This is a genomic window from Variovorax sp. PBL-H6 (genome assembly GCF_901827155.1).
Lineage (GTDB): Bacteria > Pseudomonadota > Gammaproteobacteria > Burkholderiales > Burkholderiaceae_C > Variovorax.
This window is the reverse complement of the sequence record NZ_LR594659.1, coordinates 3,714,673-3,737,156: the sequence shown is the minus strand read 5'-3', so window position 1 is coordinate 3,737,156 and position 22,484 is coordinate 3,714,673. Positions and strand designations below refer to the sequence as shown.

25 protein-coding genes are annotated in these 22,484 nt (G+C 65.3%); 8 read left to right on the top strand and 17 right to left on the bottom strand.

What is annotated here, in order from left to right:
- Window positions 1-52: 52 nt before the first annotated feature.
- From G3W89_RS17645 to G3W89_RS17635, 3 genes are all read right to left on the bottom strand, one after another.
- Window positions 53-493 (bottom strand): hypothetical protein, encoded by a 441-nt coding sequence (locus tag G3W89_RS17645; RefSeq protein WP_162575395.1) that lies wholly within the window; start codon window positions 491-493, stop codon window positions 53-55.
- 48 nt (window positions 494-541) lie between these two features.
- A complete protein-coding gene (locus tag G3W89_RS17640; protein WP_162575394.1) occupies window positions 542-970 on the bottom strand; it encodes an Hsp20/alpha crystallin family protein in 429 nt (142 codons plus the stop codon).
- 321 nt (window positions 971-1,291) lie between these two features.
- Window positions 1,292-1,798 carry a universal stress protein gene (locus G3W89_RS17635; RefSeq protein ID WP_162575393.1) on the bottom strand — a complete coding sequence of 169 codons (507 nt, stop codon included), beginning with the start codon at window positions 1,796-1,798 and terminating at the stop codon, window positions 1,292-1,294.
- Between the two features lie 173 nt (window positions 1,799-1,971).
- Between G3W89_RS17635 and G3W89_RS17630 the strand changes: the two genes are divergently transcribed.
- Window positions 1,972-2,631, top strand: a complete 660-nt coding sequence (locus tag G3W89_RS17630; RefSeq protein WP_162575392.1) for a DUF6064 family protein — start codon at window positions 1,972-1,974, stop codon at window positions 2,629-2,631.
- 73 nt (window positions 2,632-2,704) lie between these two features.
- Complete coding sequence (locus G3W89_RS17625) at window positions 2,705-3,526, top strand: universal stress protein (protein WP_162575391.1); 822 nt, start codon at window positions 2,705-2,707, stop codon at window positions 3,524-3,526.
- A gap of 71 nt (window positions 3,527-3,597) precedes the next feature.
- Here the strand turns inward: G3W89_RS17625 and mgtA are convergent, their stop codons facing one another.
- The 3 genes from mgtA to G3W89_RS17610 form a co-directional block, all read right to left on the bottom strand.
- Window positions 3,598-6,081, bottom strand: coding sequence for a magnesium-translocating P-type ATPase (gene mgtA / locus G3W89_RS17620; protein ID WP_162575390.1), 2,484 nt, complete (start codon window positions 6,079-6,081; stop codon window positions 3,598-3,600).
- A 264-nt stretch (window positions 6,082-6,345) separates the two neighbouring features.
- Window positions 6,346-6,981 carry a hypothetical protein gene (locus tag G3W89_RS17615; protein ID WP_232076596.1) on the bottom strand — a complete coding sequence of 212 codons (636 nt, stop codon included), beginning with the start codon at window positions 6,979-6,981 and terminating at the stop codon, window positions 6,346-6,348.
- Window positions 6,982-7,102: 121 nt separating this feature from the next.
- The gene (locus G3W89_RS17610; RefSeq protein WP_232076594.1) at window positions 7,103-8,014 is read right to left on the bottom strand and encodes a universal stress protein; all 912 of its coding nucleotides are present in this window, start codon (window positions 8,012-8,014) and stop codon (window positions 7,103-7,105) included.
- A gap of 84 nt (window positions 8,015-8,098) precedes the next feature.
- Here G3W89_RS17610 and G3W89_RS17605 point away from each other — a divergent pair, with 84 nt between their 5' ends.
- Entirely contained in the window at window positions 8,099-9,451 is a 1,353-nt protein-coding gene (locus G3W89_RS17605; protein ID WP_162575389.1) for an MBL fold metallo-hydrolase RNA specificity domain-containing protein, read from the top strand.
- A 14-nt stretch (window positions 9,452-9,465) separates the two neighbouring features.
- Window positions 9,466-10,971, top strand: a complete 1,506-nt coding sequence (locus G3W89_RS17600) for a thymidine phosphorylase family protein (protein WP_162575388.1) — start codon at window positions 9,466-9,468, stop codon at window positions 10,969-10,971.
- A gap of 49 nt (window positions 10,972-11,020) precedes the next feature.
- Here G3W89_RS17600 and G3W89_RS17595 read toward each other — a convergent pair whose 3' ends face one another.
- Window positions 11,021-11,548 carry a flavodoxin family protein gene (locus G3W89_RS17595; protein WP_162575387.1) on the bottom strand — a complete coding sequence of 176 codons (528 nt, stop codon included), beginning with the start codon at window positions 11,546-11,548 and terminating at the stop codon, window positions 11,021-11,023.
- A gap of 159 nt (window positions 11,549-11,707) precedes the next feature.
- Window positions 11,708-12,058: a YgaP family membrane protein gene (locus tag G3W89_RS33575; protein WP_332107446.1), complete on the bottom strand. Its 351-nt coding sequence runs from the start codon at window positions 12,056-12,058 to the stop codon at window positions 11,708-11,710.
- A 26-nt stretch (window positions 12,059-12,084) separates the two neighbouring features.
- Between G3W89_RS33575 and G3W89_RS17585 the strand changes: the two genes are divergently transcribed.
- Both G3W89_RS17585 and clpB read left to right on the top strand, forming a co-directional pair.
- Window positions 12,085-12,489 carry a hypothetical protein gene (locus G3W89_RS17585; protein ID WP_162575386.1) on the top strand — a complete coding sequence of 135 codons (405 nt, stop codon included), beginning with the start codon at window positions 12,085-12,087 and terminating at the stop codon, window positions 12,487-12,489.
- A 116-nt stretch (window positions 12,490-12,605) separates the two neighbouring features.
- Window positions 12,606-15,239 (top strand): ATP-dependent chaperone ClpB, encoded by a 2,634-nt coding sequence (clpB, locus tag G3W89_RS17580; RefSeq protein ID WP_162575385.1) that lies wholly within the window; start codon window positions 12,606-12,608, stop codon window positions 15,237-15,239.
- Between the two features lie 217 nt (window positions 15,240-15,456).
- Here clpB and G3W89_RS17575 read toward each other — a convergent pair whose 3' ends face one another.
- Window positions 15,457-16,110 (bottom strand): BON domain-containing protein, encoded by a 654-nt coding sequence (locus G3W89_RS17575; protein ID WP_162575384.1) that lies wholly within the window; start codon window positions 16,108-16,110, stop codon window positions 15,457-15,459.
- 256 nt (window positions 16,111-16,366) lie between these two features.
- Here G3W89_RS17575 and G3W89_RS17570 point away from each other — a divergent pair, with 256 nt between their 5' ends.
- Window positions 16,367-17,197 (top strand): universal stress protein, encoded by an 831-nt coding sequence (locus tag G3W89_RS17570; RefSeq protein WP_162575383.1) that lies wholly within the window; start codon window positions 16,367-16,369, stop codon window positions 17,195-17,197.
- Window positions 17,198-17,249: 52 nt separating this feature from the next.
- Here the strand turns inward: G3W89_RS17570 and G3W89_RS17565 are convergent, their stop codons facing one another.
- The 5 genes from G3W89_RS17565 to G3W89_RS17545 form a co-directional block, all read right to left on the bottom strand.
- Window positions 17,250-17,522 (bottom strand): hypothetical protein, encoded by a 273-nt coding sequence (locus G3W89_RS17565; protein ID WP_197893566.1) that lies wholly within the window; start codon window positions 17,520-17,522, stop codon window positions 17,250-17,252.
- A 170-nt stretch (window positions 17,523-17,692) separates the two neighbouring features.
- Entirely contained in the window at window positions 17,693-17,842 is a 150-nt protein-coding gene (locus tag G3W89_RS17560; RefSeq protein WP_162575381.1) for a hypothetical protein, read from the bottom strand.
- Window positions 17,839-18,657 carry a hypothetical protein gene (locus G3W89_RS17555; protein ID WP_162575380.1) on the bottom strand — a complete coding sequence of 273 codons (819 nt, stop codon included), beginning with the start codon at window positions 18,655-18,657 and terminating at the stop codon, window positions 17,839-17,841. The genes G3W89_RS17560 and G3W89_RS17555 overlap by 4 nt, the downstream gene beginning before the upstream one ends.
- A 294-nt stretch (window positions 18,658-18,951) precedes the next feature.
- Window positions 18,952-19,353, bottom strand: coding sequence for a VOC family protein (locus G3W89_RS17550; protein ID WP_162575379.1), 402 nt, complete (start codon window positions 19,351-19,353; stop codon window positions 18,952-18,954).
- A gap of 11 nt (window positions 19,354-19,364) precedes the next feature.
- Window positions 19,365-19,658, bottom strand: coding sequence for an SDR family NAD(P)-dependent oxidoreductase (locus tag G3W89_RS17545; RefSeq protein WP_162575378.1), 294 nt, complete (start codon window positions 19,656-19,658; stop codon window positions 19,365-19,367).
- Between the two features lie 135 nt (window positions 19,659-19,793).
- Here G3W89_RS17545 and G3W89_RS17540 point away from each other — a divergent pair, with 135 nt between their 5' ends.
- Window positions 19,794-20,675: an AraC family transcriptional regulator gene (locus tag G3W89_RS17540; RefSeq protein ID WP_162575377.1), complete on the top strand. Its 882-nt coding sequence runs from the start codon at window positions 19,794-19,796 to the stop codon at window positions 20,673-20,675.
- Between the two features lie 178 nt (window positions 20,676-20,853).
- On the opposite strand, the gene G3W89_RS17535 is transcribed toward G3W89_RS17540, so the two are convergent.
- The 3 genes from G3W89_RS17535 to G3W89_RS17525 form a co-directional block, all read right to left on the bottom strand.
- Window positions 20,854-21,066: a hypothetical protein gene (locus G3W89_RS17535; RefSeq protein WP_162575376.1), complete on the bottom strand. Its 213-nt coding sequence runs from the start codon at window positions 21,064-21,066 to the stop codon at window positions 20,854-20,856.
- A gap of 135 nt (window positions 21,067-21,201) precedes the next feature.
- Entirely contained in the window at window positions 21,202-21,939 is a 738-nt protein-coding gene (locus tag G3W89_RS17530; protein WP_162575375.1) for a winged helix-turn-helix domain-containing protein, read from the bottom strand.
- Window positions 21,940-22,088: 149 nt separating this feature from the next.
- On the bottom strand, window positions 22,089-22,463 hold the full coding sequence (locus tag G3W89_RS17525) for a TraR/DksA C4-type zinc finger protein (protein WP_162575374.1): 375 nt from the start codon (window positions 22,461-22,463) through the stop codon (window positions 22,089-22,091).
- Window positions 22,464-22,484 lie beyond the last annotated feature (21 nt).

The following is a 22,484-nucleotide window of genomic DNA, read 5'->3' as shown; positions in this document are numbered from 1 at the left end:
GTGCGGGGCTTCGGAACGGACCAGTTCGAAAAGAGAACCATAGGTTCGAGCTTCATGGATTGAGGATCTCGCCGTCCAGCAGGCGTGTCCATTCCACATGGTCCTGGAGGAACTCGTCGATTTCCTGCAGGACGTGGAGCACGACGCCATCAGCATGCAACTTGCTCAGCTGCCGTGCATGGCGATTCGGCGACGAACGAGTGCGCACATCCAGGCACGTGAAGTCCGAGGCCGCGCTGATCCGGATTTCGTGGCGGTCAAGCTCAAAAGGGGCGAGGAGCCCGCGCAAGGCTTCCAGGCATTGGGCTGCGCGCGCCCTGCGCGCAGCCTCGAGCGCCGCCTCCATGTCATCCTCGATGGCCCTGAGCACAGCAAGGCAATTGCCGCGGCTGAGCGGAGCGATGAGCTCAAAGGGGCGGGCGCTGCCTGCTTCTCGGAGTTGAGCATTCAAGGTCATGAATTCCTCTTGATGAAGAATCAAGGTTGTTCCCACGACTGGCCCCGGTCGCCGGCTGCCGGGACTTTCGGGGCCGCATGGCTCTCACTGGATGACGATCTTCGGCGAGTCGGCCGGCGCCTTCTTCGGCAGCTCCAGCGTGAGCACACCGTCGACGTACTTTGCCTGCACCTTCGTGTCGTCGACATCCTGGCCAAGGCTGAACGTGCGAGATACCGAGCCGTAGTGGCGCTCGCTGCGCAGGATCTTGTCGCCGGTGCCCTTGATTTCCTTCTCGCTCTTCGACTCGGCGTCGATGCTGACGACGTTGCCGTCGATCTTGACATTGATGTCTTCCTTCTTCACACCCGGGATGTCGGCCTGCACCGTGAAGGCCTTGTCGTTCTCCTTCACGTCGATGCGCATCTTCAGGGGAGCGGGCTCGCCCTCGAAGACCGTAGGGGAGAAGAAGCGGCGCAGCGCAGCTTCGAAGTCGTTGCCGAACACAGGGTCCAGAAGTCTCAGGTTGCTCATGATGGTTCCTTGGGGTAGACGTGATTGCGAAAGCGTGGGGCATCTGCACCGCGCCTTGTCAATGTAGGCAGCCGCGTGGACAGGCGGCTTGATCTTCCTCAACTCTCGTGCATGTGCATCGGGCGCCTTGCGTCGATGTGCGTCGCAGGGAGCATCATCGCTTTGCGCAAGAAGCTTCAGGCTCTCTCGTCGCCGCCGGCCAGCGCGTCGCTCAAGCGCGGCAGCGCACCGGAGAGCTCCAGCGTGCGTCGATAGGCCTCGGCCGTGATCGCGAAGCCGTTGGGCACATGCACGCCCTGCGGCGTCAGGGCGCTGTTGCCATCATTCGAAGGCCAGGGCCCCGGTTGGCTGCCTCACGTGCAACGGTTCCCTGGTCTCGCTCTCCGGCGCCCGCACGAGCAGAACCGGCACAGGCGCATGCCTCAGGATGTGCTCCGCGCTGCTGCCCATGAGGACGCGTCCTACCCCGCGGCGGCCATGCGTTCCCAGCACGATCAGGTCCGCAGGCCATCTGGCGGCTTCGGCGGTGACCAGCTCGTCAACCTGTCCGGAACGCCTGTCGTAGAGGACCGTGTCGGCTTCGACGCCGGCCGCCTCCGCGACTGCCTTGGCTTGCGCGAGAAGCCGCTCGCCATCCACGCGCAGCAAACTCAGCCAGTCCCCGGCGTGGCCGGCGTAGGCGTCCATGGCAAGCGCGAACGAGAGTTCGTCTATCACGTGGATGAGCCGCAGCCGACCCTGCGTCAATTTCCCCAGGCGGGTGGCTTCCTCCAGCCCGCGCTGCGCCGTGGCACTGCCGTCGACCGGAACAAGAATTCTCTGGTACATACAGCATCCCTTCAAATCTCGAATGGAGAGGCTGCCAGTATCGGAACGGCGGCGCACCGTGACTTGATGTGGCGCAAGGCAAGTCAACGTGCGAGGCGGAACATTGCGGCGCATGCTTCGAAGCGAAGTTCGCCTCTCGATCGGAAAGGGCGTGCACGCTCCATGTCGACCTCATGTTGCCATTTGCCCCCCATCAGTTCATCGCTCTGTTCGGCGCCTACAACGATGCCGTTTGGCCGGTACAGATCATCGGCTACCTGCTCGGCATCGTCATGGCCGGCATGGTCGTTCGACCTTCGCGCGCAGGCAGCCGCATCATCGGAACGGGCTTGGCGTCGATGTGGGCCTGGACCGGAATCGCATACCACTGGCTGTTCTTCTCGGCTCTCAACGAGGCGGCGTTTCTCTTCGGTGCCCTGTTCGTCTTGCAGGGCGCAGGCCTGTTCCATAACGCCGTTCTGCGCGGGCGCATGGATTTCGGCACCAGTGGAAGGCCCACTGCCTGGTTGGGGTGGGCGCTGGTCATCTATGCGGCGGTCCTCTACCCGCTGCTGGGAATGTGGACTGGCCATCGCTATCCCGAGATTCCGATGTTCGGCATCACGCCCTGCCCGGTCACGATCTTCACTTTCGGCTTGCTGCTGCTCACGACGACGCCTGTGCCGCGCTGGATGCTCGTCATTCCACTCTTCTGGTCGCTGGTGGGCGGCAGCGCCGCCATCCTCCTTGGCGTTGCGCAAGACTGGCTACTGCTCGTGAGCGGGATTGCAGTGCCGGTCATCGTCCTGCGCGATCGGCGCCGTACCTCCGCCCCAAGCGTGGCTCGCGTTTGATGCGGCGCAAAGGCGCCGAGCGTCTCCGGGGTTAGTTTGGGCGTTTTCCTTCAGGGCATTCAAGGAGCCACTCATGCACACACCCAAGACCATCCTGCTTCACCTCGACAGCTCCGCGCGAGCAGCGGAACGAGTCAGGATTGCGCGCCAGGTTGCCGATGCTTTCGACAGCGCAGTCATCGCGCAGCCCTGCACCATGTCGGCCCTGATGCGATACCCCTATGCCCTGGAAGGCGCGGCTGAAGCCGTGGCGATCATGCAAACGCTCGACAAGGACTGTCGCGACAAGGCGTATGCGACCTTCAAGGCGGCCGGCGGCGAATCGCCGCGCCTTCACTGGGAGGAACCGATGAGCGACGCTCCCTGGGGCTTCGCCCGCCGCGCCCTCTATGCCGACCTGCTCATCCTGGGGCAGCGCGACTCCGACGACCCTGCGGCTGGAGAGTTGCCCGCGGATTTCGTGCCCAGCGTGCTTGTCGAGTCGGGCCGGCCCGCCCTGGTGGTGCCCTATGCGGGACCGGTCGACACCATCGGCCGGAGGGTCCTGATCGCCTGGAAGCAAACACGCGAGGCCGCGCGTGCGTTGTCGGCAGCGCTGCCGTGGCTGGTACGCGCGGAGTCCGTCCGTGCGGTCTCGTATGGCGAAGACGCCGAGGCCTCCTTGCGCAGCCTGCAGCGCTATCTGAATGCGCACGGAGTGAATGCCGCGATGCAACACGGCGACCCGGATGAGGGCGAGGTCGGGGAGAGGATCCTTTCGATGGCCGCCGACGTGAGCGCCGACCTGCTGGTGATGGGCTGCTACGGCCACAGCCGCGCCCGCGAATGGGTCCTCGGTGGCGCTACGCGGTCGATGCTTCAATCCATGACCTTGCCGGTGTTGATGTCGCATTGAGACCATCCTGGCGCACCCCGCACGCGGCCGATTTCCAGGGGCCTTCACTCCCGAACCGACTGTTTGGCCCACTAGCGTCGCCGATAGAAGAACCGCTTGGCCACCTCGACCGCCGCGACATAGGCCAAGGTCAGTACGATCATCGCCAGCACCAGCGATGCGGGCAATGGCACGAAGCCGAGGACGGACACGAACGGCAGGTACGGCAGCGCGAGCGCCAGAACCGTGACCGCTGCAGTGCTCGCGAGCAGCAGGTGTCCCGGCCGGCTGCGCCAGAAGGGGCCGCGCGTGCGCACCACCAGGGCGACCACCAGTTCCGTCAGCAGCGATTCGATGAACCAGCCAGTGCGGAATTCCTCGGGGCGGGCCTCGAACAGCCACAGGAGGGCGCCGAACGTGAGGAAGTCGAACGCCGAGCTCACGAGGCCGAACAGCACCATGTAGTCGCGGATGAACGCCATGTCCCAGCGCCGCGGCTTTGCCACCCATTCGTCATCCACCGTGTCGCTGGCGATGGTGGCGGCGGGAATGTCCGACAGGAAGTTGTTCAGCAGGATCTGCGAAGCCAGCAAGGGCAGGAACGGCAGCAGGACGGAGGCGACCGCCATGCTGAACATGTTGCCGAAGTTGGCGCTGATCGTGGTCAGGACGTACTTGAGCGTATTGGCGAAGATCATGCGTCCTTCGTCGATGCCGGCCCGCAGGATGGCCAGGTCCTTGCGCAGCAGCACGAAGTCCGCGGCCTCCTTGGCCACGTCGACCGCGGTGTCGACCGAGATGCCCACGTCCGCGCTGTGCAGCGCAGGCGCATCGTTGATGCCGTCCCCCATGTACCCGACCACGTGGCCGGTCTTGCGCAGCGCAAGGATGATGCGCTCCTTCTGGTTCGGATCGACCTCGGCGAAAACGGTGGTCTGCTGTGCCGCATGCAGCAGGGCCTCGTCGCTCATCGCATCCAGGCCGGCTCCGGTCAGGGTCGCCTCGACCGGCAGGCCGATCGCCTGCGCAATGTGCCGAGCCACCTTGTGGTTGTCGCCGGTGATCATCTTCAGCTGTACGCCGCGCTGCGCCAGGTCCACGAGGGTCTGGCGCGCATCGTCCTTTGGCGGATCAAGGAACAGCAGGAAGCCCTCGAAGCACATCCCGGTTTCATCGATGCGCGAATACGACGCGTTGCGCGGGTCCACCGCGCGGGAGGCCACGCCAAGCACGCGAAATCCCTGGGTGCTCCAGTCGTCGTAGCGCGCCTCGATCTGCGCTCGAGCCGCCGCATCCAGCAGGTTGACCGCCGTGCCGTCGCAGACCCGGTCGCACATCGCCACGACATTCGACAGCGCACCCTTGGTCACGAGGGTCCGCGCGCCGGTGGCGTCGGCTGCGACCACGGACAGTGATCTGCGAACGAAGTCATAGGGGATCTCATCCACCTTGCTCACCGCGGCCAGGTCCACGCCCGCCTTGTCGCCCGCGGAGCTCACGGCCTCGTCCAGCGGGTTTGCCATGCCGGTCTGGAATCGCGCGTTGATGCAGGCGAGGCGCAGTACCGCCGCGCTGGGGCGGCCGGCCAGGTCGGCCGCGGCATCGAGCTGCACGACCCCTGCCGTGAGCGTGCCGGTCTTGTCGGTGCACAGCACGTCCATGCTGCCCAGGTTCTCGATCGAAGCCAGGCGCCGCACGATCACGCCCAGGCGAGCCATCCGCTTGGCGCCGTGCGACAGGGCGACGCTGATGATGGCGGGGAGCAGTTCGGGCGCCAGTCCCACCGCGAGGGCGAGCGCGAACAGCAGCGACTCGACCGGGGGCTTGGCCAGGAAGATGTTGATCGCGAGGACGATCATCACCATCACCAGCATGATGCGCGTGAGCAGGTAGCCGAAGTGGTGGATTCCCCGCTCGAACTCGGTCAGCGCCGGGCGCAACGCCAGCTTCCCCGCGACCTGGCCGAAGACGGATCGCCTGCCCGTCGCTGCAACCAGCACTCGCGCCGTGCCGCTGCGAACACTGGTGCCCATGAAGACACAGTTGCTGCGCTCGGCCAGTCCCGCTGCCGGCGCCACAGCGCCGGGCATCTTCTCCACCGGGAAGGTCTCGCCGGTGAGGACCGCCTGGCTGACGAAGAAGTCATTGGCATCCAGCACCACGGCGTCGGCCGGCACCAGGCTGCCGGCCCTCAGTCGCACCACGTCCCCGGGAACCACCTCGGCAGATGGCAGCGTGAGCTCGATTCCGTCTCGCGTCACGAGGGCGCTGAGGGTGACCTGCGAGCGAAGCCGTTCGACGGCGTTGCTGGCAACGTACTCCTGCACGAATCCGAGTAACGTGCTGCCCAGGACGATCGCGAGCACGACGCCGGCATCGACCCATTCCGTGGCGAACAGGGAGACGACCGAGGCGACGATGAGGATCAGCACCAGCGGGCTCTTGAACTGCCTCGCGTAGAGGCCCATGGCGCCCGCAGGCCTTGTCGCGTCGATGGCGTTGGGTCCGTACTGCGCCAGGCGCACGGCCGCCTCTGTCGCGGTGAGGCCGCGGTCCGTCGCGCGCAACTGCGCCATCAGCTGCCGGGGCGGAAGGCTCCAGTAGTTCCCTGCGTGCAGATCAAGCCGATCGTCATGCGGTTCTCCTCGGAAGGTGCGTGGGGTGGATCGATGTCTCACAGTTCGCTGGCTGCTGGCCAGTAGAGGGTGGCCAATGCGGCTGCGACAAGCAACGCGGATTTCCGATTGTTCATGGTCGATGTCGAGCGGTGCTGCGTGGTGTCCGCCGCAGGTTCGCTCTCACATGGAGGCAAGGATGCTGAACGGGCATGGAGCTTCGTCTCACTTCCGCTCGGGTGGAGGCGACGCAGGACGGTCCGCCTCCCGGGAGCGCCGCGCAGCCTCCCTGGCAGCGCCGGCTGCGGAGCGTGTCGTTTCCTCTGCCTTCCTGAGCGCTTCACGGGTCGCCGCGGCTGCCTTTTCGGCAGCTTCCTTGTTCGATGACAGAGTCCGCTGGAAAGCGTCCTCCGCCTTGTCGAGCCCCTCACGAGCGGCGACCGCGGACTTCTTGCTCGCCTGCGCAGCGGCGTGAGCGGCATCGCGGCTCGCATCGACCGCCTTGCTTGCCGATGCAGAAGCCTTCTCCTCGAAGCGTCTCGCAGATTCCGCAGCCTTGCGCGCCGCTCGCCGGATGGCTTCGGCGAGAGCCTTCGAGACCTTGCCTGCGGTGGCTTCGCTTCTCTGCAATGCTGCCTTGGCATCGTCGGCTGCCTTGCGTGCGGCGGCATCCGCTTCGCGCGCAGCCTTGTTCGCGGCGTCCCTGGACTTCTGGACAGGACCGGGCGGAGCGCTCAGCTGTCCGGGTTGGGTGTAGTCCGCTGCAAAGCTCGCTGAGCTGAACGCCATTGAGAGCAGGACCAGCAGGGTGGTGGGCTTCATATGCGTACCTTCGATGACGTGGGTAGGGGTGCTCAGCATGCGATGAATCGAAGTGGCAGGGTTTGCGCCAACGCAAATGTGAACGACCCGGGCGCTGACATGGACAGATGAGCGCCATTGAAGCCTGGCACTCGGCCTGCGACATGGCCCAGGGTTTTGGCTAGTGCGCCATGAGCACCGGTACGCGCATCGAATCGAGAACGATCCGGGACGCGCCCCCAAGGACGAGCTCGCGTGCCCGGGTATGTCCGTAGCACCCCATCACGATCAAATCGGCGGCGGTCTCGGATGCCAGGGCGAGGATTTCCCGTCCGGCGCCACTGTCGTCGAGCCGCCGGTGCTCGTGAACGTGGTCGATCCCATGCAAGTGGAGGTAGGGGATCAGCTTCACGGGCGCCGGGAATCCTTCGTCGACGTTGTCGCTCGCGCAGACCAGATGGACCTTGCTCGCAGCGCGCAGAAGGGGCAGGGAAGCAGCCAAGGCACGGGCACATTCCGGCGTCGACTTCCACGCCACGAGGACCGTCTTTGGCTGTGGCGTTGCGGAACCTGCAAACGGGACGACAACCGCCGGGCGGCCACCATCGATGATCACTGCCTCTGCGAAGTCGCCCGGCACGTCGAAGGCGGCGGCATCCGCAGGATCGCGCTGGCCGAGCACCAGGAGATCGGCCGACATTGCACGACGTGCAAAGCTCGGGATGACCGGTTCTCCGCTCAGCTCCAGCCACTCGACCGAGACCTTTCCCCATGAGCGCGCTCGCTCGACGAGCTCGTGCGCGTGGGCGCGATGACCCGGGTCGATTCGTCCGGCCATGCGGCTGGCCAGGGAGTCCCCTTCGAGCGGGAGCAGCGGCAGGTACTGGGGTGTCACCGCGAACAGGGCGGTGAGGACCGCATCATGCAGTTGTGCCAGTTGATGCCCTAAATGCAGCCTCGCCTCGGCATGCGTGCTGCCGTCGAGGTGCACCAGGATCGAACGGATGGACATCGAAGGATCAGGCATGGTGGAAGGGAGTTGAACATCTTTTACTTTAGAACCGGTCACTGCCGTCGCATTGCGCTGGATCAATCGGCGCGTGCATGTCCGGCTTGACATGCATCAAGGCGGACCGCGCCGCCAGTGCCAAGCTCACCCCCAACGAAGGAGAAACCCATGCGCATCGAATTTCTGGGCGGTACGGACACGGTCACCGGATCGAAATACCTGCTGGAGCACGACGGGCGCCGGCTGATGGTCGACTGCGGCCTGTTCCAAGGCCTGAAGCAGCTGCGGCTGCGAAACTGGGACGCCTTTCCCATCGACGCCTCCAAGATCGATGCGGTGCTGCTCACCCATGCGCACATGGATCACAGCGGATTCGTGCCACGCCTGGTCAAGCTCGGTTTCAAGGGGCCGGTCTTCTGCACCCAGGCCACGCTGGAGCTGTGCGAACTCCTGTTGCCGGATTCGGGCCGGCTGCAGGAGGAGGGGGCCGATTTCGCGAACCGGCACGGGCATTCGAAGCACAAGCCCGCGCTGCCGCTCTACACGGAGCAGGATGCCCGCGCGGCGTTGAAGCGCTTCGAGCCCATTTCATTTGACCAGGAGCATTCGCCATGGCCGGGCTGGTCTTGGCGATTGAAGCGCGCGGGCCACATCCTGGGCGCGGCCAGCGTGCGCGTCGCCTGGACGGGCGGCAGCATTCTCTTCTCGGGCGATCTCGGACGCAGCGACGACCTGATGATGCGCCCTCCGGAAGCTCCCGAACCGGCGGACTATGTGGTTGTGGAGTCCACTTACGGCGACCGTCGGCACCGAGAGGCCGACACCCTCGTGGCACTGGCCGAGGTGATCAACAGGACTGCGGCGCGGGGCGGCGTCGTCGTCATCCCATCCTTCGCCGTGGGGCGTGCGCAAACCCTGTTGCACTGCATTCAGCAGCTCAAGAAGGCGCACCGCATTCCGGACATGCCGGTCTATCTGAACAGCCCGATGGCGGCCGACGTCACGCAGATCTTTCGGCATCACCTGGATGAGCACCGGCTCAGCGCCGAGCAATGCGCGCTCATGAGCAAGGAGGTCACCATCGTCAACAGCGTCGAGGATTCGAAGCGGCTCAACAACTTGAGCTATCCCTCGATCATCGTGTCCGCCAGCGGCATGGCGACCGGCGGCCGCGTGCTGCATCACCTGAAGACCTATGCGCCGATAGCAAGGAACACGATCCTGTTCGCCGGCTTCCAGGCAGCCGGTACGCGCGGCGCGGCGCTGCTCGGCGGCGCGGAGGCCATCAAGATCCACGGCGCCTACGTGCCGGTCCGCGCCGAGGTGGCCAACCTCGACACTCTGTCGGCCCATGCCGACCGTGATCAGCTGCTCGCCTGGATTGGCGCGCTGCCGCAGCCCCGGCAGGTGTTTGTCACCCATGGCGAGCCGGTGGCAGCCGATGCTCTGCGGCTGGCCATCGAGGAGCGCCATGGCTGGCCGACGAGCGTGCCGATCTATCGGGAAGGCCGGGCGCTTTGAAGGACGGATCTCGCGTGGTCGCCAATCGCCTGCGGGCCCGACGCGCCGGCATCGACACCTACCAGCAGCCGGTGGTCTACATGCGCAGCGATTGCGATGTCTGCCGGGCCGAAGGATTCCAGTCGCAAGCGCAGGTCGAGGTGCTCGCCGGCGCCCGCCACCTGCTTGCGATCCTCCATCATGTCACCGACGAGTGGCTGCGGCATGACGAGATCGCCCTGTCGGAGGCCGCCTGGACGCTGCTAGGGGCTGCCAGCGGGGACGAGGTGGAGGTCCGCCATCCACCGCTGCAGGATTCGCTGGCGCACCTGCGCGCCAAGGTCCATGGCGTGAAGTTCGACTACGGGGCGCTGCGCCCGCTGATGGAAGACGTGAGCCTTGGCCGGCTCGCCGACATTCATCTTGCCTCCTTCGTGACCATCTGCGCTGGCGGGGGGCTCGACTTCGACGAGACGGTGGCATTGACGCGGGCGATGGTCGACATCGGCGAGCGCCTCGACTGGGGGGTATCGCCCGTCATGGACAAGCATTGCATCGGCGGACTGCCGGGGAACCGGACCACATTGCTGGTGGTACCCATCGTCGCCGCATGTGGCGTAACGATGCCGAAGACTTCCTCGCGTGCGATCACTTCGGCGGCTGGCACGGCCGACGCAATGGAGACACTCGCACCAGTCGAACTGGACGTGGCTTCGATGCGCCGCGTCGTGGAACGCGAGGGAGGCTGTATCGCGTGGGGCGGCACTGCGCGCATCAGTCCCGCCGACGACATGCTCATACGCGTGGAGCGCCCGCTGAACCTCGACAGCGAAGGCTTGTTGGTGGCGTCGATTCTGTCGAAGAAGATCGCGGCGGGTTCGCAGCGTGTGCTGATCGACCTCCCGGTCGGACCCCTGACCAAGTTGCGCAGCGTGGAGGCAGCCGGACTGCTTTCGCGCAGCATGGTGTCCGTAGGTGCGGCGCTCGGTCTCCAGGTGCGGATCCAGCTCACCGACGGCACCCAACCGGTGGGACGCGGTATCGGTCCGGCCTTGGAAGCCATGGACGTCATGGCCGTGCTCGAGCGCCGCGCCGATGCGCCGTCGGACCTGCGCGAACGTGCACTGCTGCTCGCCGGAGGCATCCTGGAAATGGCGGGCCGGAGCGAAGCGGGCTCAGGTGTGCGCATGGCTCGGGCGGTGCTGGACGACGGGCGAGCACTCGCCAAGTTCATCGCGATCTGCGAGGCACAGGGCGGCATGCGCGTGCCTCCCGGGTCGGCGCATTCTCACGAGGTGTGTGCGCCGGTGGGCGGCCTGGTGTCGGCCATCGACACCCGGCTCCTGACGCGCGCGGCAAAACTGGCCGGCGCGCCGCGCGATCCGGCGGCGGGGGCGACGATGCATGTTCGCTTGCAGGACCGGGTGGATCTCGGACAACCCTTGTTCGCCTTGCACGCCGAGAGCCTGGGCGCGCTGCAATACGCCTTGAGCTTCGTTCGATCGCAGTTGCCGATCGTGCACATCGATGCACGGCAATGACCCATGCGCTGCGTCAGAGGGGCTGCCGAGCGTGATCGAGAACAATGCCTCAAGCCATCATGGGGGAGTGCATGCGTCGTCGCTCGGCTGCATGAGCCGCTTCGGCGCCATTGAGCGCGGCGCCGAAGAACTGGATTCGGCCGGTACATGTCCCGTCCTCGATCTCTCGCGCGGTGAATGTCGTACTGATGATGGGCGCTTCGCCGACGAGATCGGCCATCTCGGCGGCCGCCGAAAAATCTCCGGTACGTCCGGCGACCGAGATCGTCGCGACATCGGGTAGATGGTCCCTCCGTCTCGCAATGAAGCTGCGCATCGGCCCGGCCAATCGACCGAGCCAGATCGGCGACACCAGGACGACTGCGTCGAAGTTTCTTGGGAACGGTCCGTCATAGTGGATGGCGGGACGCCGTCGCAAGAGCGAATCCAGCACGCATCGCCAGATGCCAAGGATGCCCCGGCGCGGGCGTTCTTCGACGATCTCGGCAAGCTGCCACCCCAATTGGCTGCAGAGCTGCTCCGAAAGCCGACGAGAGGTGCCGGTGTGCGAATAGACGACCACGAGGACTTTGCTCATCGGAACCTCCTACAGTGCGACTCGCTTGTTGAAACGCTTTGGCTCGCCCGTCAGTCTCGGGTCAACCAGAGGATCAACACCTTGAATCCGAGCCAGAGCACCGCGGCGCCGAGCAGCGCAAGCGATGCGACGATGATCCGCAGTCTCTGCATCGCGCCCTCACGTATTCGACGGACAAGTGCTGACGCCGAAGAGCTTGTAGGCGGGGCAATTGCCGAGGGCCCCGGTCAGCAAGGGAATCACGCCGAGATAGCCCCATGCGCCAATCACACTCGCGAGTGCCAGCACGACGAGCGCGGCGCCCGCGGCGACCCGAATGACCCTGTCGACGGTTCCAATGTTTCGAATCATGATGAGGTCCTTGCAGCAGTGAATGCCCGATGGTGCTTTCTGGCGGGTGTGGTGCCATTGCGCCAGATCAAGCTTTGGTGCCGTCTTGCAATGATTCGATTCGGCGTGCAGGAAAGCTTGATACAGCTCAACCGTCCCTGCAGGTGCGGTCCCTAGCATGTCTTCACGCTTCAGGAGAAACCCACATGGCTCGCGAACTGATCCTTGCAGGCGCCACGGCAACCCTATTGCTCGGTGCATGCCTGTCGCTCCCGGTCCTGGCTCAGTCTCGTGGCGAACTGCTGTATTCCACCCACTGCATCGCATGCCATACCGAGCAGGTTCATTGGCGAGAGCGAAAGCTCGTCACCGACTGGACCAGCCTCAGGGCTCAAGTCTGGCGCTGGCAGGCAGACGCAGCGCTCGGTTGGAACGATGATGACGTGGCCGAAGTGGCCAGGTATCTCAACGAGGAGTTCTACCGGCTGCCGAGTGCAACCGTGCCGGCAAGCCTGGGCGGATTCGCCTCTCGCTGGGAAGGCCCGGGCCGACGCGAGATGCCGCTTGGCGAAAGCCACCGGCCGTCTCCTTCAAGGAAAGCAGGCCCGTAGAGGATCGCCTGATCGAACGATGGTTTGATCTCCGTCAGATGGTGCAGGCGCTCGTCGGCGCAGACTCGTGACGTCGCCGGGATATCTCCTGCATGCCCGGGAAACCGGAGTCATTTATGCGCCAAGACAAACTCACCACCAAATTCCAGGAAGCCCTCGCCGATGCGCAGTCGCTCGCGCTGGGCAACGACAACGCCTACATCGAGCCGGTCCACCTGCTGGTGGCCATGCTGCGCCAGGGCGAGGGGCCGCGCGCCCTGCTGGAGCGTGCGGGCGCCAACGTGCCGGGCCTGCTCAATGCGGCCGAGGCGGCGATCAAGCGGCTGCCGCAGGTGCAGGGCCACGACCAGGTCCAGGTCGGACCCGAGCTGGGCAAGCTGCTGCAGGCCACCGAGAAGGAGGCCATCAAGCGCAACGACCAGTTCATCGCCGGCGAGCTCTTCCTGCTTGCCCTGGCCGACAGCAAGGCCGACATCGGCAACCTCGCGCGCAGCCATGGCGTGACGCGCAAGTCCGTCGAAGCCGCCATCGACGCGGTGCGCGGCGGCCAGGGCGTCAACAGCCCCGAGGCCGAAGGCCAGCGCGAATCCCTCAGGAAATACACCCTCGACCTCACCGAGCGTGCCCGCCTGGGCAAGCTCGACCCCGTGATCGGGCGCGACGAGGAGATCCGCCGCGCCATCCAGGTGCTGCAGCGCCGCACCAAGAACAACCCCGTGCTCATCGGCGAACCCGGTGTCGGCAAGACCGCCATCGTCGAAGGCCTCGCCCAGCGCATCGTCGCCGGCGAGGTCCCCGAGTCCCTCAAGGGCAAGCGCGTGCTCTCCCTCGACATGGCCGCCCTGCTCGCCGGTGCCAAGTACCGCGGCGAATTCGAGGAGCGCCTCAAGAGCGTGCTCAACGAACTCGCCAAGGACGAGGGCCAGACCATCGTCTTCATCGACGAGCTGCACACCATGGTCGGCGCCGGCAAGGCCGAGGGCGCCATGGACGCCGGCAACATGCTCAAGCCCGCGCTCGCGCGCGGCGAGCTGCACTGCGTGGGCGCCACCACCCTCGACGAGTACCGCAAGTACATCGAGAAGGACGCCGCCCTGGAGCGCCGCTTCCAGAAGATCCTGGTCGGCGAGCCCAGCGTCGAGGCCACCATCGCCATCCTGCGCGGCCTGCAGGAGAAGTACGAAGTGCATCACGGCGTCGACATCACCGACCCGGCCATCGTCGCTGCGGCCGAGCTCTCCGACCGCTACATCACCGACCGCTTCCTGCCTGACAAGGCGATCGACCTGATCGACGAGGCTGCCGCCAGGATCAAGATCGAGATGGACTCCAAGCCCGAGGTCATGGACCGCCTCGACCGCCGCCTGATCCAGCTGCAGATCGAGCGCGAGGCCGTGCGCCGCGAGAAGGACGAGGCCTCGCAGAAGCGCTTCGGCCTGATCGAGGAAGAGATCGCCCGGTTGCAGAAGGAGATCGCCGACTACGACGAGATCTGGCAGGCCGAGAAAGCGCAGGCCCAGGGCAGCGCGCATGTGCGCGAGGAGATCGACAAGATCAAGTTCCAGATTGCCGAGTTCACCAGCAAGGGCGACTTCAACAAGGTGGCCGAGCTGCAGTACGGCAAGCTGCCGGGCCTGGAGAAGCGCCTGAAGGAAGCGCAGGACACCGAGGCCACCAAGGGCAAGTCCAGCGCGCCCACGCTGCTGCGCACGCAGGTTGGCGCCGAAGAGATCGCCGAGGTGGTGGCGCGCGCCACCGGCATCCCGGTCTCCAAGCTCATGCAGGGCGAACGCGACAAGCTGCTGCAGATGGAAGACAAGCTGCACGAGCGCGTGGTCGGCCAGGACGAGGCCATCGGCGCGGTCGCCAACGCGATCCGCCGCTCGCGCTCGGGCCTGTCGGACCCGAACCGCCCCACGGGCTCGTTCCTCTTCCTCGGCCCCACCGGCGTGGGCAAGACCGAGCTGTGCAAGGCGCTCGCGGGCTTCTTGTTCGACAGCGAGGACCACCTGATCCGCGTCGACATGAGCGAGTTCATGGAGAAGCATTCGGTCGCGCGCCTGATCGGTGCGCCGCCGGGCTACGTCGGCTACGAGGAGGGCGGCCACCTGACCGAAGCGGTGCGCCGCAAGCCCTACAGCGTGCTGCTGCTCGACGAGGTCGAGAAGGCGCATCCGGACGTGTTCAACGTGCTGCTGCAGGTGCTCGACGATGGCCGCCTGACCGATGGCCAGGGCCGCACCGTGAACTTCAAGAACACGGTGATCGTGATGACCAGCAACATCGGCTCGCCCATCATCCAGTCGATGGTGGGGCGCCCGGCCGAGGAGATCAAGGATGCGGTGTGGGGCGAGCTGAAGAACTACTTCCGCCCCGAGTTCCTGAACCGCATCGACGAGACCGTGGTCTTCCATGCGCTGGACGCCAAGAACATCGAGGCGATCGCTGCCATCCAGCTCAAGGTGCTGCAGGAGCGCGTCGCGAAGATGGACCTTGCGCTCGAGGTCTCGCCGGCGGCGCTGGCGGAGATCGCCAAGGTGGGCTTCGACCCGGTGTTCGGCGCTCGGCCGCTCAAGCGGGCGATCCAGCATCGCATCGAGAACCCGCTGTCGAAGCTGCTGCTCGACGGCACCTTCGGGCCGAAGGACACGATCGTGGTTACGACCGACCCGATCCGGGCTCCCGGCAAGTTCATTTTCTCCACTGCTGAGGAGCTGGAAGTTCACGCTGCCTCAGTCCAGACTGCATGACCCGCACGGCCGTTCCGGAGGCGAATAGCACCGCAGCCGACGGAGCGCTTGCGGGTGAAGTTCGGCTGAACAGCACAAGGCTGGCTTTGACCTGGGCGGGCAGGTCGACGGCGTCGCCCGGCGGCACTCGGAGTTCTCGCAGCGCAGCCACCGAATGTTGCGCCGCTATGCCGCGGAGACTTGCCTGCGCTGAGCCGCTCGTGCCGCGATGCGCTTGTCAGTCTCCCACCAGCAGATTGTTCACCACGTTGGCCACTCCAGGTGCCGACCAGGCTGCATCCTGGGCGGCCTTGCGTTCGGCCCAGGAATGCACCTTTCCGCGCAGGGACACATCGCTGCCCATGACCGAGATGTGGATATGACGGCTCTCGTCATCGGCCTGGCGCTCCAGCGCCGTCCGAATCCGCTCTTCGATGTCTGCGGGCGTGAACTTCGGCTTGACCACAACGCGGTTCGTGAGACCCGCGACGCCGAGCAGGTCGCGCACGGCAACCTCCGCAGCGCTGCGCTGGTACTCCCATTCGACCTCGCCCCTGAGCGTCACCCAGCCTTTCTCCACGATCGGATGGATCTTGTCTTCGGGGACCAGCACGTGCCACTCGAGGGCGTGCTCGGCTGCCGCGGCGATGTCGACGTCGGTACGCTCATGAGCAGAGGGAAGCTTTACCCGCATTTCTATCGCCACTGCCTTCACTCCCTTGACCCGCTGCACGGCGCGCTCGATGGCGTGCTTCTCGGCATGGCTCGACGGGTAGCCAGTCAGGGTGACCACGCCGTCCTTCACGATCACGCCGACATCGGTGGCAGTGATGACTGGATCGAAATTCAGTTCGGCAACGATATCGCTTCTCAGCATGGCATCGGGTTTCATGAGCTGTCCTCGGCGGTGGTTTGGAGTGAACTGCCATCGCGCGCTCCGACGCGCGGTGGCGATAGGCTCACTGTAGAAAGTACGGGAAAGCCGCGCCTTGCGCTGGATCAAGAGGGCTGGCAATCGAAGAGGCTGCCGGACTCCAGAAGTCGCCCTCGGCATTGATGAACATCAAGGCTGTCTGGTGCCTTCACCGCGAAGATCGCTGCACCGCGCCATCTTGCCGGGTGCACATGTCGAGAAGGGACATCGAGTCATGAACATCAAGACCATCCTCGTTCACCTGGACCATACCGACAGGTGCAGTGCCCGCGTCGATGTCGCGCACGGCATCGCCAGGACGCAGGGCGCCCATCTGATCGGGCTGCTGCCCAGCGGCTTGCTGGAGGGCACGGTTCCAGCAGATGCGCTTCCCACGGGCATGACCGACTACATCGCGGAGTCCGCCAGATACCTGCGGCAACGTGCGCAAGCGATCAGTGACGCCTTCTCGGCCCATGTGGGATCGACATCGTACGAAGTTCGTGAAACAGACGGCACGACCATCGACTCGCTCATTGCGCACGGGCGATCGAGCGACCTCGTCGTCGTGGGCCAGGAGGACCGCGCGGGCGAGTCTGATCTGCCGGTGCGCGGACTCGTGTCCCGGGTGATGCTCGACGCAGGCCGGCCGGTGCTCGTGGTGCCTTACGCCGGCAAGTTCGCGGAGGTGGGGCAGAACGTCCTCATGGCATGGGACGGCTCCCGCGCCGCCGCCGTGGCAATGCGCGAAGCCCTGCCGCTGCTGACGCATGCGCGCCGGGTCACCCTCGTTTCGTTCCGGCGCACGGCTTCGGGCCAGGGAGATGACCTGCTGATTCCGGAGATGACCCGCTGGCTGCAGCGCCATGGCGTGCATGCGACAGTCGAGCAGCATGTCACGGAGATCGACACTTCGGACGCGTTGCTCTCGCGAGTCTCGGACGTGGGTGCCGATCTCGTCGTCATGGGTGGATACGGGCACTCGCGTCTGCGCGAGAGGGTGCTGGGCGGCGTTACGCGAGAGGTCCTCGCGCACATGACGGTGCCGGTGCTGGTCGCCCATTGACGCCCGTGCAGGCGTCTGCGGAGGGACGCTCCTTCCCGGCAGGGCCACCGCCTCACCGGGCGGGCCGTGTCGGCGCCTCGCGATCCCGCATCATCTCGGTTGTCATGTCCTTCATGTCCATGCAGCGCCTTGCCATGTCGGCAGAGCTGCCTGCCTGCATGCCCATGCCCATGCCCGTGCCCGTGCCCGTGGCGTCGCCGCCCATCTCGCACATCATCGACATGCCGCCTTGCATGGCCTGCATGTGCTCGGCCATCAGGGCCTGCCGTTCTTCGGGCGTCTTCGCGGCCATCATCTTCTGATGCATCTCGTGCATCTTCATCATCTGTTGGTCGTAACGAGCGGCTGGGCCGTGCGTCGCCATTGGGTGATGCATCGTGGACTGAGATGCACAGCCCCCGAGCACAATCGTTGCAGCGACAAGAAGGGTGGTTTTCATCATCGAACTCCTTCGCGGCAGTATCGAACACTCAGGCGACAGGGGTTTGATGAAGATCAAATCCCGAACGGCTGCGGCAAGGAGGCCACCGGTGAATGTGCATCTGCAAAGGCCGTGAGAGCGACGCTTGCCATGCGGCGGCTCGAGGCGCCGAACACGGCGACCGAGCCCGCTGTGAGCAAGCGATCGAGTTGGCGAATGGTCAAGGCCCGGTTCCTTCGAATGATGCTGCGGCTCCGCTCAAGTCCTTGACGATCCCATGCAGCAGCATGGCTTGCATCACCCAGCGATGGTTCTCCGCACGCAGGGCCTCGTCGACGGGGCCGGTGGATGCCTGCAGTGACCAGTGGGGGTCTTGCCTTGCATCTACCAGGAATGTCGTGTCCTTCGAGATGGGATCTTCCTGGCCATCGAACAGCACCTCGAATCCTGTCGCGCGAGCGGCCGAGATGAAGTGGCTGGCACGGGCTGTCTCCGGATCGCCGACAAACAGGATCGACGCTCCGGGCGGCGAACGGAGGTCGTGCAGCGTCATCAGGTCCGCCACGACGCGTGCCGGATGCCCGTCCTGGCAAAGGCCCTGATAGACCGGGATGCCGGCCTCCTTCTCGATTCGATGCGCGGCCGACGATTCCAGGGCCTCGCAGTCGACGGCGTCGTACAGGCGTCCCAGCACGCGCGCCAGCGCGCCGATGTCGTCGCGTCCAGCAACCGGATACTGGGACCTGGTGAACCGAAGCTCGGCCACCCGTGCTCCGAGTGCCTGAGCGGCGTTGCGCAGGGCCGCGACGTCTGCACTAGGCGATGACCCGAGCAGCAGGGCCAGATTCTTGCCGCGCAGTGGCGGGCCTGCGGGCGCCGCATGCGCATTCTTCCGCAGCTGGCGAGCTGCGGCGAAGGTCGCGAAGATTCGGTTCGCAGCCAGCGGATCGCCGCGCGATGCCCGAAGAGGAAAAGAGGTGATGGCAGGCTTCACAACTGCGAAGGTATGCCTTGCCGCGACCCGGCCCTTGACCGGCATCAACAATCCTCCATTTTGCCGGCTCCGATAGCCGACTCGATGCCAAGGCGTTGTCTGTCGCGACCCTTGCCTCAAGAGCCCTGCGGCTCTGTTCACGACCGGCAATGATGAGGTCCAGTCCGGCAGAGGCTGCATGCTCCGCCACCATGGCACCGGTGTAGCCCGCGGCGCCATAAATCATCAGTCTCTTCATCGTTTGCACTTTCAGCACCCAGCGGCCAATGGCCCGGGTCATGATTGTTAGGGGCGCCGCGACGTGTCGTGCGCAGCGAAATCCTTTTTTTTCGGCATCGCTCAGCGTCCGTGTTGCCAGCTCTTGTAGACAAACTCGAGGCTGTAGCCGTCGAGGTCCCGGACCTGCGCCGCGTAGTAGCGCGGGTCGTAATGAAGCTGCGCCCCGGGCGGATGAATCTCGGCCCCGCCGGCCGCCAGAGCAGCAGCATGGGCCTGCTCGACCATCTCTTCGGAATCGGCAACCAAGCCGATGTGTACAGCGTCGGGCGCCGCCGTTCCCTGCCGAAGCCAAAAGAACATCCGGCCCTGCGCGCCGAATCCTTTCAGGTCTGGGTGCCCCGGCGGGCCGTCCCTGCCGTCGTAGTCGTGCCGATTGGTGATTCCGAGAACAGGCAGCACCCGCTCGTAGAACGCCATGGAACGGTCAACATCGGTGACCGTGAGAAAGAGGTGGTCGAGCATGTGGGGTCCTTTCAAATCGTGTAGCCGGCGTTGTTCACCAGGCCGTCGAGGCGGGCTTCGCTCCACTTCGAGGTGAGCACCTCTTTCACGGTCTGCCGGAAGGCAGCAAAGGTCCCGATTGCGGCCACGTCGAGAGGAAGCGCTACGGCGCGGCCGCCGGCCTCGGCGATTCCACGAACGACGCCCTCTGCCGCGTTCGGGTTCTGCTTGTAGGTCAGGATGACGCCCAGTCCACGACGAGCGCATTCGATAGCGGCGCTCGCGCCGATGCCTCGGCTGCCTCCGGTGATGACGACGGTTTCCATTGCATGGCTCCAGTGGATTTCAGTGCCTCCACGATAGGTTTTTGCGCGCGCCGTCGCCCACCTGTTCCTGCCTCGTTCCTGCCTATTCCTGCTCCATCGCTTGTGCCGGGGGGCCGGCCGCAGTCCAATCGCGCCATGGAAGAACAGTTGAAAGAGCTTCGAAGCTTGGCGGCTCATGCGCAGAACAAGCGGACTGAAACGGGCATTCCTCGTGTGGCGATGGTGCAGGGGGCCATCCCGGAGCATGAGCTTGCCGCCGTCTATGACCCCATGGTCAACGTCATCTTGCAGGGCAGCAAGTCGATGACCGTGGGTAGGCAGACGCTGCACTACGACCCGGCCACCTACTTCGTGATGTCCATCGAGCTCCCGGCGGCGGGTGTGGTGCGCAGCGCCAGCTCGGGTGCCCCGTACCTTGCCGTGAGTCTGACCCTGGCGCCCGCTGTACTGGCCAGCTTGTTGTCCGATTTGCCTGAAACTGCCGACTTCGCCGGCCAGGAATCAGCCTTCTCGGTCGCAGCAGTGACTCCGGAGTTGCTGGATGCCTGGGTCCGGATGCTGCGGTTGATGGGCCATCCCGCGGACATCCCGGCGCTGGCCCCGGCCTATGAGCGCGAAATCCTCTACAGAGTGCTGCAGGGGCCCATGGGCTGGATGCTGCGTGACATCGCGACGCCGGAAACCTCCTTGGCGCGAATCAACCGCGTGGTCCAACGTATCCGCGAAGAGTTTGCGCGTCCGTTGCGCATGGAGGAACTCGCCGAAGATGCGGCCATGAGCGTCTCGGCGTTCCACCGTCACTTCAAGGCGGCAACGACCCTCAGTCCCTTGCAGTACCAGAAGCAGACCCGCCTGCTGCAGGCCAGAACGTTGCTGATTTCCGCCGGCGCCAACGTCACCTCCGTTGCGCATGAGGTGGGGTACGAAAGCTCAACCCAGTTCAGCCGGGAATACGCGCGTGCCTTCGGGTTGCCTCCTTCGAAGGACGCTGCGCGAATTGCCGCAAGCATGCGATGACCACCGCCCAGGCCTGGCTCACGCGATTCCTCGAGCACCGGATCGGCGACACGCCGTATGCGGTAGTGCCGCACGTATGGATCTGTGCGGGGGGCGGGGAGTCATCCACGTCCCTGCCGCTTACGAAGCAGCGTCTTCTTCGCCCCGAGCAGCAACATCACGAGGGCGGCGCTTGCTGTCAGTGCCGGGCGCTCGCACGCACGTCCGGCCATGACACTTCCATTCCCATCACCGCGCGCGCATACAGGTAGTTGTTGAGAGCGCGTTCGCTCAGCGAATCCATGTCGACGCGGCCGGTCGCATCGCAAGGAAACGAAAAGGAACGGCGATCCGCGAAGAGGGAGTTGAAACGCAATTCGTAGGCGTGGGAAGCATGCGAGGTGTTCATCATGGTCTCCTGGATAGGCGGGTGATGCCATGACGCCAATCTAGGCGCGCTGCGCGTCTGTATCGCGAACGAAGTGCATACGGCGGGAAACACTGTGTCAACGGGAGGTATCCCGATGAGAACGCTGAGCGCCATGTCTCAGGCCCGCCCGGATTCGATCCTGGGAACCAGGATGTAGCCTGCACCCCGGACCGACTTGATGATCTGCGGATTGTTGGAGTCGTCCTCCAGCTTGCGGCGCAAGCGCCCGATCTGGACATCGATGGTGCGGTCGAAGGGCCCGCCGTCGCGGCCTCGAGTGGCGTCGAGAAGGAAGTCGCGCGACAGCACCCGGCCCGGGTGAGTGGCCAGCGTGCTGAGCAGGTCGAACTCGCCCGTGGTGAGCGCCACCTCCCTGCGGTTCGGGTCCAGAAGGCGGCGCGCGGACGTGTCAAGTTCCCAGCGGGCAAAGTGCAGCAGGTTCGCCTCTTCGGCGCCCGGCCTGGTGGCCTGCCCAGGCTCCGAAGGGACCATCCGGCGCAGCACGGCCTTGATGCGCGCCACCAGTTCGCGCAAATCGAAGGGCTTTGTCACGTAGTCGTCGGCACCGACCTCAAGGCCGACCACCTTGTCGACCGCATCCCCGCGGCCGGTGACAATCACCAGGCCGCAGCGCCAGTGCTCGCGCAGCTGGCGGGCGATGGCGAAGCCGTCTTCGCCGGGCAGGCCCAGGTCCAGCAGCACCAGCGCCGGGGGGTCGCTCGCCATGAGTTCCAGGAGCGCCGGGCCGGCGTGCAGCTGACTGACACGGAATCCTTGCCCGTGCAGATAGCCCGAGAGCAAGGTGGTGATCTCGACTTCATCATCAAGGACGGCGAGGTGGGTGGGGGCGGTCACCTGGACATGTTAGTCCCTCGAAGAAGAGGCGAGTCGTTAATTGTTGAGCTGGCGTGGCAGAGGTCGATGGCCGATATCGGCCAGGATCTTTTGGATCGCTGGGTCTGCCGCTTCGGCGGCAGCGCGCCGCTCCACGGCTTATTGATCTTTTACCGGCGATGCGGAGCCTCGAGAGCGGCTTGGCAAGCGGCGCAGCGGATGGCCGCGGGCTGCGCCAGCAGCCTTTCGCGCGGGATGTTCTCGGCGCAATCGGAGCAGACGCCGTAGCGGCCTTCGGCCATGCGCCGCTGGGCCTGGCGAATATCCTCGAGCCGGGCGCGGTCGATCTCCACCTCGACGCCGCGCAGGTCTTCGAGCCGGAGAGCTTCGGCTTCGTCAGCGTGGCTTCGCACCTCGTGATCCCAAGACTCGCGCGCACTCTCGTCCATGACAATGGCGCGGTACAGTTCCTCCAGCACGCTGCGCTTCATGAGTTCGAGCCTTTCGGCGAATGCATCGCAATCGGTAACGCTCAGATGGTTCATTTATGTTCCTTGTGTGCTGCC

Coding starts and splice junctions, on each gene's coding strand:
- G3W89_RS17575 (WP_162575384.1), bottom strand. CDS start 16,110: ATGAAACCCGATGCCATGCTGAGAAGCGATATCGTTGCCGAACTGAAT.
- G3W89_RS17625 (WP_162575391.1), top strand. CDS start 2,705: ATGCACACACCCAAGACCATCCTGCTTCACCTCGACAGCTCCGCGCGA.
- G3W89_RS17555 (WP_162575380.1), bottom strand. CDS start 18,657: ATGCCGGTCAAGGGCCGGGTCGCGGCAAGGCATACCTTCGCAGTTGTG.
- G3W89_RS17640 (WP_162575394.1), bottom strand. CDS start 970: ATGAGCAACCTGAGACTTCTGGACCCTGTGTTCGGCAACGACTTCGAA.
- G3W89_RS17545 (WP_162575378.1), bottom strand. CDS start 19,658: ATGGAAACCGTCGTCATCACCGGAGGCAGCCGAGGCATCGGCGCGAGC.
- mgtA (WP_162575390.1), bottom strand. CDS start 6,081: ATGGCGCAGTTGCGCGCGACGGACCGCGGCCTCACCGCGACAGAGGCG.
- G3W89_RS17565 (WP_197893566.1), bottom strand. CDS start 17,522: ATGATGAAGATGCACGAGATGCATCAGAAGATGATGGCCGCGAAGACG.
- G3W89_RS17570 (WP_162575383.1), top strand. CDS start 16,367: ATGAACATCAAGACCATCCTCGTTCACCTGGACCATACCGACAGGTGC.
- G3W89_RS33575 (WP_332107446.1), bottom strand. CDS start 12,058: ATGCTAGGGACCGCACCTGCAGGGACGGTTGAGCTGTATCAAGCTTTC.
- G3W89_RS17595 (WP_162575387.1), bottom strand. CDS start 11,548: ATGAGCAAAGTCCTCGTGGTCGTCTATTCGCACACCGGCACCTCTCGT.
- G3W89_RS17585 (WP_162575386.1), top strand. CDS start 12,085: ATGGCTCGCGAACTGATCCTTGCAGGCGCCACGGCAACCCTATTGCTC.
- G3W89_RS17550 (WP_162575379.1), bottom strand. CDS start 19,353: ATGCTCGACCACCTCTTTCTCACGGTCACCGATGTTGACCGTTCCATG.
- G3W89_RS17535 (WP_162575376.1), bottom strand. CDS start 21,066: ATGATGAACACCTCGCATGCTTCCCACGCCTACGAATTGCGTTTCAAC.
- G3W89_RS17630 (WP_162575392.1), top strand. CDS start 1,972: ATGTTGCCATTTGCCCCCCATCAGTTCATCGCTCTGTTCGGCGCCTAC.
- clpB (WP_162575385.1), top strand. CDS start 12,606: ATGCGCCAAGACAAACTCACCACCAAATTCCAGGAAGCCCTCGCCGAT.
- G3W89_RS17615 (WP_232076596.1), bottom strand. CDS start 6,981: ATGCTGAGCACCCCTACCCACGTCATCGAAGGTACGCATATGAAGCCC.
- G3W89_RS17635 (WP_162575393.1), bottom strand. CDS start 1,798: ATGTACCAGAGAATTCTTGTTCCGGTCGACGGCAGTGCCACGGCGCAG.
- G3W89_RS17540 (WP_162575377.1), top strand. CDS start 19,794: ATGGAAGAACAGTTGAAAGAGCTTCGAAGCTTGGCGGCTCATGCGCAG.
- G3W89_RS17525 (WP_162575374.1), bottom strand. CDS start 22,463: ATGAACCATCTGAGCGTTACCGATTGCGATGCATTCGCCGAAAGGCTC.
- G3W89_RS17605 (WP_162575389.1), top strand. CDS start 8,099: ATGCGCATCGAATTTCTGGGCGGTACGGACACGGTCACCGGATCGAAA.